The organism is Saccharomonospora iraqiensis subsp. iraqiensis (genome assembly GCF_000430445.1).
Lineage (GTDB): Bacteria > Actinomycetota > Actinomycetes > Mycobacteriales > Pseudonocardiaceae > Saccharomonospora > Saccharomonospora iraqiensis.
The window spans coordinates 94575-102060 of the sequence record NZ_KE387090.1 but is presented as its reverse complement, the minus strand read 5'-3'; the positions used below and the strand labels follow the sequence as shown (position 1 = coordinate 102060).

Here is a 7486-nt window from a genome sequence, read left to right as displayed (position 1 = left end):
GACCGCGGCGTCGTAGGGTGGGGTCCGCGCCGCGGCCGGTCCGTGGCGAGTCCCCAGATGTCGCGGTCGTCTCCGTCGCCGCTCCGGTCGTCGTGCCCGGGATGTCGTGCCCGGGCGAGCCGCTGCGCTCTCCGCACGGCGCCCGGCCGGCACGTCGGTCGGTGGCACCGGTATGTCGGTTGTCACCTGCCGCGGCGCGGTTGTCGGCTTGCGCCGGTGTCCGCCGCCCCATAGAGTCGACCCCTACATCTAGTAGTTACATTGCTGTAGTTGCTCCACAAGTTGGGGTACCATCGCGGTAGGGTTCGTGGGCGGGCGGTCCGTTCCGGCCGGCTCCGACGCGGGCGTGAACGTGCGCAGGGACGTGCGCAGGGAGGTGCGAGAAGGGTGCGATGCCCGTTCTGCCGGAACGCCGATTCCCGGGTCGTCGACTCCCGCGAGGTGGACGAGGGGCAGGCGATCCGGCGACGCCGGTCCTGCTCGGCGTGTGGTCGCCGGTTCACCACGTCCGAGACGATGGTCCTCGCCGTGGTGAAACGGTCCGGGGTCACCGAGCAGTTCAGCCGGGACAAGGTGGTCCGGGGTGTGCGGCGCGCGTGCCAGGGGCGCCCGGTCGACGACGACGCCCTCCAGCAGCTCGCGCAGCGGGTGGAGGAGACCGTCCGGGCGAGCGGGGTCGCCGAGGTGCCGAGCCATGAGGTGGGGTTGGCGATCCTCGGTCCGCTCCGGGAGCTCGACACCGTGGCGTATCTGCGGTTCGCCAGTGTCTACCGCGCCTTCTCCTCGATCGAGGATTTCGAGGCCGAGATCCGGGGGCTGCGCGAGGTGATCGCCGATTCGACGGACCAACCGGACGACAGCGCCAGAAGCGCGGACGACGCGGGACGTCGCCGCCAGTTGTGAACGCGGGAGAGGGAGTCATGACAGAAACCGTGGGGGCCGGCGCAGACGCCCCGCACAAGGGCAAGAAGCGTCAGGGCGCGGGCGCACGCAAGGGGTTGAGTATCCGGCGTGTCCACACCACCGAGGGTGTACACCCCTACGACGAGGTGCGGTGGGTCAAGCGCGACGTCGTCATGACCAACTGGCGTGACGGCACGGTCAACTTCGAGCAGCGCGGGGTGGAGTTCCCCGAGTTCTGGTCGGTCAACGCCACCAACATCGTCACCAGCAAGTACTTCCGCGGTGCCGACGGCAGCCCGGAACGGGAGTACAGCCTCCGGCAGCTCATCGACCGGGTCGTGAAGACCTATGTCGCCGCGGGGACCGAGCACGGTTACTTCGCGAGCCCGGCCGATGCCGCGATCTTCGAGCACGAGCTGACCTGGATGCTGCTGCACCAGGTGTTCAGCTTCAACTCGCCGGTGTGGTTCAACGTCGGGACCACCTCGAAGCAGCAGGTGTCCGCGTGCTTCATCCTGTCGGTGGACGACACCATGGAGTCGATCCTCAACTGGTACAAGGAAGAGGGTCTGATCTTCAAGGGTGGTTCCGGCGCGGGACTGAACCTCTCCCGGATCCGGTCGTCCCGGGAGCTGCTCTCGTCCGGCGGCACGGCGTCCGGACCGGTGTCGTTCATGCGTGGCGCCGACGCCTCCGCCGGGACGATCAAGTCCGGCGGTGCCACCCGGCGGGCGGCCAAGATGGTGGTGCTCGACGTCGACCACCCGGACATCGACGAGTTCATCGAGACCAAGGCGAAGGAGGAGCACAAGATCCGCGTGCTCCGCGACGCCGGTTTCGACATGGACCTCGGGGGCAGCGACAGTGCGTCGGTGCAGTACCAGAACGCGAACAACTCGGTGCGGGTCTCGGACGAGTTCATGCAGGCCGTGGAGACCGGGGAGCAGTTCGGCCTGCGTGCGCGGATGACCGGTGAGGTGCTGGAGCGCACCCCCGCGCAACCCCTGTTCCGCAAGATGGCCCGTGCGGCGTGGGAGTGCGCCGACCCGGGACTGCAGTACGACGACACGATCAACGACTGGCACACCTGCCCCGAGTCGGGGCGGATCACCGCGTCGAACCCGTGCTCGGAGTACATGCACCTGGACAACTCCAGCTGCAACCTGGCCTCGCTCAACCTGCTGAAGTTCCTCGGCGACGACGGCACCTTCGATGCCGAGCGGTTCGCCGAGGCGGTCGAGCTGGTCATCACGGCGATGGACATCTCGATCTGCTTCGCCGACTTCCCGACCGAGGCCATCGCCGAGACGACCCGCAGCTACCGGCAGCTCGGGATCGGCTACGCGAACCTGGGCGCGCTGCTGATGGCGACCGGCCACGCCTACGACTCCGAGGGCGGTCGCGCCCTCGCCGCGTCGATCACCTCGCTGATGACCGCGGTGTCGTACCGGCGTTCGGCCGAGATGGCGGGTGTGGTCGGTCCGTACGAGGGATACGCCCGCAACGCCGAGGGACACAAGCGCGTGATGCGCAAGCACGCGGCGGCCAACGAGCTGATCCGCACCTACCACGGCAACGACGCCGCCGTGCGGGAGCGGGCGACGCGCGAGTGGGAGCGCGGCAACGAGATCGGCGCCGCCAACGGCTGGCGCAACGCCCAGGCCAGCGTGCTCGCCCCCACGGGCACGATCGGGTTCATGATGGACTGCGACACCACGGGGGTCGAACCGGACTTCTCCCTGGTGAAGTTCAAGAAGCTCGTCGGTGGCGGGTCCATGCAGATCGTCAACAACGCGGTGCCGCGCGCGCTGCGGTCGCTGGGCTACCAGAACGAGCAGGTCGAGGCGATCGTGGACTACATCGCCGAGCACGGCCACGTGATCGACGCCCCGGGGCTGCGCCCGGAACACTACGAGGTGTTCGACTGCGCGGTCGGCGAGCGCGCCATCGCCCCGATGGGGCACGTCCGGATGATGGCGGCGGTGCAGCCGTTCATCTCCGGGGCGATCTCCAAGACCGTGAACATGCCGGAGTCCGCGACGGTCGCCGACGTCGAGGAGATCTACTTCCAGGGCTGGAAGCTGGGTCTGAAGGCGCTGGCGATCTACCGGGACAACTGCAAGGTCGGCCAGCCGCTGTCCACCGGGAAGAACGAGAAGAACGGGACCGACGCCGAGGAGGAGGCCGAGCCGGAGAAGGTCGTCGAGTACCGGCCGGTGCGCAGGCGGCTGCCGAAGAAGCGGCCGAGCCAGACGGTGTCGTTCACGGTCGGCGGCGCCGAGGGCTACCTCACGGCGGGCTCGTACCCGGACGACGGCCTCGGCGAGATCTTCGTCAAGCTGGGCAAGCAGGGGTCGACGCTGGCGGGCGTGATGGACGCCTTCTCGATGTCGATCTCGGTGGGCCTCCAGTATGGCATCCCGCTGGAGTTCTACGTGCAGAAGTTCCAGAACGTGCGGTTCGAACCGGCCGGGATGACCGACGACCCGGACGTGCGGATCGCCACGAGCGTGCTGGACTACCTGTTCCGCAGGCTCGCGCTGGACTACCTGCCCTACGACAAGCGTGCCGTGCTCGGCGTGTTCACCGCGGACGAGCGCACCGCCCAGGTGGAGGCCGACTACGGCGGCGGTGCGGATCCGGCACAGCAGAACGTGGACCTGAACACGTTGCGCAGCACCGTCGAGTCGACGGAATCCACGGAGAGCGCGGAGGACGGCCGGGCGAACCGGTCGGGCGAGGACCGCGGTTCCTCCGGGTCGGGCGGCCCCTCCGGCGAGGCGCACAGCACGACCGAGCTGCGTGAACTGCAGATGGGCAAGGCGGCCGACGCGCCGCTGTGCATGACCTGTGGGACGAAGATGCGCCCGGCCGGTTCCTGCTACGCCTGCGAGGGCTGCGGGGCCACCTCCGGGTGCAGCTGACCGGACACCGCGCAGCCGACCGGACACCGCGCACCGCGCGGTGTCCGGTCGGTCCGCGGGTGTCGGGAGTACCCGGCAGGTGAGGTGTCCGGGTCGGCGGCCGGCCCGGACACCGACCGGACGAGGCGGTCGGCGGGGCCCGCTCAGCCGGGTTCCGGGGCGGGCTCTCCGGTGAGCCGGCGCCAGAGGAAGTCGAACACCAGCGCCCACTTGAACGCGGCCTGGGCGTTGTCGGCGGCGGCGCCGTGTCCCCCCTCGATGTTCTCGTAGTAGGTCACGTCGTGGCCCTGTTCGCGCATCCGCGCCACCATCTTGCGGGCGTGCCCGGGATGGACCCGGTCGTCCCGGGTCGAGGTCACGACCAGCGTCGGCGGATAGTCCACACCGGCGTCGAGATTGTGGTACGGCGAGTACCGCCGCAGCGTGGCCCAGTCCCCGGGATCGTCCGGGTCGCCGTACTCGGCCATCCACGAGGCGCCGGCCGGGAGCAGGTGGTACCGCCGCATGTCCAGCAGGGGCACCTGACTGACCACCGCGCCGACCAGCTCGGGGTAGCGGGTCAGCATCACCCCGGTGAGCAGTCCGCCGTTGCTGCCGCCCTCGACACCGAGGAGATCGGGGGTGGTGACACCCCGGTCGACGAGATCGGAGGCCACGGCGGCGAAGTCCTCGTAGACCCGCAGCCGGTTCCGCTTGACCGCCTGGTTGTGCCAGTCCGGTCCGTACTCGCCGCCGCCGCGCAGGTTCGCCACCACGTAGGTGCCGCCCGGCTCCAGCCATCCGCGGCCGATCACCCCGCTGTAGGACGGGGTCACCGACAGCTCGAACCCGCCGTAGCCGGTGAGCAGCGTCGGTCCGGGTCGCCGGTCGGCCCGGCCGACGACGAAGTACGGGATGCGGGTGCCGTCGGCCGAGACGGCGAAGTGCTGCTCGGTCTCCAGCCCCGTGGTGTCGAAGAACGCGGGGGTCTCCCGCAGTCGTTCGGTGGTTCCCGCCGTGTCCGGCGGTGTGGTTCCCGCCGTGTCCGGCGGTGCGGCCCCGGCCGCCTCCGGCGGCCCGGTGCCGAGTGTGCCCCGCAGCAGCACCGGTGCCTGCGTGTAGCCGGTGACCTGGACGAAGTACTCGTCGCTGTCGTAGGGATCGGTGCCCACGAGATCCACGGTGCCCACCTCGGGAAGCCCGGGCAGCGGTGCGTCCCGCCACCCGTCGGGGGTGGGGGTCAGCACGCGGAACCGGGTCCGGACGTCCCGCAGTGTGCCCAGCAGCAGGTGGTTCCGGGTCCAGGCGTAGCGGTCGAGCGAGGTGTGCGCATCCGGCTCGAACAGCACGGTCAGGGTGCGGTCCCCGGCGAGGAAGTCCTCCAGGCGGGCCGCCAACAGCGCGCCCGCGGGATAGCGGACGTCCGCGGGGCACCACGGGCTGCGGGTGCGGACCAGCAACCACTCCCGGCGCACCGTCACGGCGGCGTCCTCGGGCACGTCGAGGAACACCAGTCCCGTGTCGGTGCGCAGCCACGTCCGGCCGCGGTAGAAGTCGATGTCCCGCCGGACCAGGTCGCGTTCCCACCCCTCGGTCGGGTCGTGGGTGGCGCCGACCGCCACGTCACCGGGCTCACCCTCGAACACGACGGTGGCCTCCCGCAGGGGAGTGCCCCGACGCCACTCCTTGACGATCCGGGGGTAGCCGGAGTCGGTCAGCGACCCGGGACCGAAGTCGGTGGCCACGTAGACGTGGTCGCGATCGATCCAGGACACCGCGCTCTTCGCCTCGGGCAGGTGGAACCCGTCGGGGACGAACTCCCGGCGGTCGAGGTCGAACTCCCGCACGACCGCCGCGTCGGCGCCACCGCGGGACAGCTCGACCAGGCACCGCCGGTGGCCGGGGCGCAGCACCGTGGCGCCCTGCCAGACCCAGTTCTCCGCCTCGGCGGCGGCCAGCGCGTCGACGTCGATCAGCACCTCCCACTCCGGGTCCGGTTTGCGGTACTCGTCGAGGGTGGTGCGCCGCCACAGTCCCCGGGGATGGGCCGCGTCCCGCCAGAAGTTGTAGAGGTGCCCACCCCGCCGCCGGACGAAGGGGATGCGGGTGTCGGCGTCGAGCACCTCCCGCAGCCGGCCGGTCAACCGGTCGAACGACTCCCGGTGCGCGGTCCCGTCCACGGTCCCGGCGTTGCGGGCCCGCACCCAGTCGAGCGCCTCGGCGCCCTCGACCTCCTCCAGCCAGAGGAACGGGTCGTCGTCCGTGGTCACGTGCGCCTCACTCATCCCACCGAGTCTGCCAGCCGTCCCGTGTGCTCTTTTCCCCAGCGTGGACACCCGGTAGCCTGATGTGATCCGGCTCACCGACGGGGAGGAGGCCCATGCGGATCGCCGATCTGTTGCGGCGCAAAGGTTCCACGGTCGCCACGATCACCCCGGACACGGGGGTCGACGGCCTGGTGGCCCGGTTGGCGGAGCACAACGTCGGGGCCCTGGTGGTGGTCGGTCCGGCCGGTGAAGTGATCGGCATCGTCTCCGAACGGGACGTCGTGCGCGGTTTGCGCGAACGGGGCACCGACCTGTTGGCCACCCGGGTCGGCGACATCATGACCACGGACGTCGCGGGCTGCACCCCGGAGGACTCGGTGGACGAGCTCAGTGCCGTGATGACGCGGCGGCGGATCCGGCACGTACCGGTGCTGGTGGACGGTGTCCTCGGCGGGATCGTCAGCATCGGGGACGTCGTGAAGTCCCGGATGGACGAACTGGAGCAGGACCGCGAGCAGTTGGAGTCCTACATCGTCGGCGGCAGGTTCGACACCACGGGGTGAGCCGGTTCCGGTGCCGTTCGCCGGGGCCGTCCGTCCCGGCTCGTGGACCGGTCGGCCTCAGCAGGGGCCCTCGGCGCGGGTGCCGGGAGGGCAGTCGGTCCCGGCCGAGTCCGGTGGGGGACGGATCCCGGTCAGGGCGGGTGCCAGCGCGGCCACCCCCTCCGTGAGAGCCGTGGCGGCCGTGGTGAGGTCGGTGCCTGCCGGGTGCCGGGACAGCAGCACCACGACGTAGCGGTGATCCGCCCCCACCAGCCCGGTCGTGTGCAGGACCAGTTCCCCGTCGACACGCATCCACCCCTGCTTCACCGCCGTTTCGGTGTCCGGCAGGGCCGACCGGATGCCGAAGCTCTGGTCGAGGCCGTCGGCGGCGGTGGTCCGCGCCCCGGACAGGGCACCGAGCACGAGGTCGGCGGCGGGGTCGGGAATCCCGTCGGTGATGTAGGTGTACAGGATGCGCAGGTCGCGCGGGGTGGTGACGGTCAGCTCCCACTCCGCGGGCTCGGCGGGCGGGGTGGTCGCGCGCAGGCCCGCCTCCGCCACCGTCCGGTGCACCACCGCGGGACCCCCGTACCGCGCCCACAGGTCGGAGGCGACCAAATCGTCACTGGCCGCCAGCATCCGCACGAGACGTCCCCGCTCGGGCCCCGGGGGCGGGGGGCGCCATCCCGCGGTGCGCAGCACCCGGGTGGCGATGGCCAGCTTGACCACCGAGGCGGTGTGGAACCGCCCTCCGGGATCGTGCTCGGCCACCGTGCGTGCGGTGGCGCGGTCGTACACGGTCAGCCCCACCCGACTGCCCGGGACCCGGTCGGCCACGGCCGCGACGACGTCGCCGGCCACCTCCGTTCTC

The 7486-nt window shown here is 71.0% G+C and carries 5 protein-coding genes; 3 read left to right on the top strand and 2 right to left on the bottom strand.

The window, feature by feature from the left end:
- Window positions 1-387 precede the first annotated feature (387 nt).
- Together nrdR and ACTIR_RS0112690 are read left to right on the top strand one after the other, a co-directional pair.
- Entirely contained in the window at window positions 388-903 is a 516-nt protein-coding gene (nrdR, locus tag ACTIR_RS0112695) for a transcriptional regulator NrdR (RefSeq protein ID WP_026454572.1), read from the top strand.
- 17 nt (window positions 904-920) lie between these two features.
- Window positions 921-3827: a vitamin B12-dependent ribonucleotide reductase gene (locus tag ACTIR_RS0112690; protein WP_026454571.1), complete on the top strand. Its 2907-nt coding sequence runs from the start codon at window positions 921-923 to the stop codon at window positions 3825-3827.
- A 143-nt stretch (window positions 3828-3970) separates the two neighbouring features.
- Here ACTIR_RS0112690 and ACTIR_RS0112685 read toward each other — a convergent pair whose 3' ends face one another.
- The gene (locus ACTIR_RS0112685) at window positions 3971-6091 is read right to left on the bottom strand and encodes a prolyl oligopeptidase family serine peptidase (RefSeq protein ID WP_026454570.1); all 2121 of its coding nucleotides are present in this window, start codon (window positions 6089-6091) and stop codon (window positions 3971-3973) included.
- A 95-nt stretch (window positions 6092-6186) separates the two neighbouring features.
- On the opposite strand from ACTIR_RS0112685, the gene ACTIR_RS0112680 reads away from it, so the two are divergent.
- A complete protein-coding gene (locus ACTIR_RS0112680) occupies window positions 6187-6636 on the top strand; it encodes a CBS domain-containing protein (protein ID WP_026454569.1) in 450 nt (149 codons plus the stop codon).
- A 57-nt stretch (window positions 6637-6693) separates the two neighbouring features.
- Here ACTIR_RS0112680 and ACTIR_RS23115 read toward each other — a convergent pair.
- The coding region (locus ACTIR_RS23115) for a serine hydrolase (protein WP_233345899.1) at window positions 6694-7486 on the bottom strand (793 nt) is incomplete at its 5' end.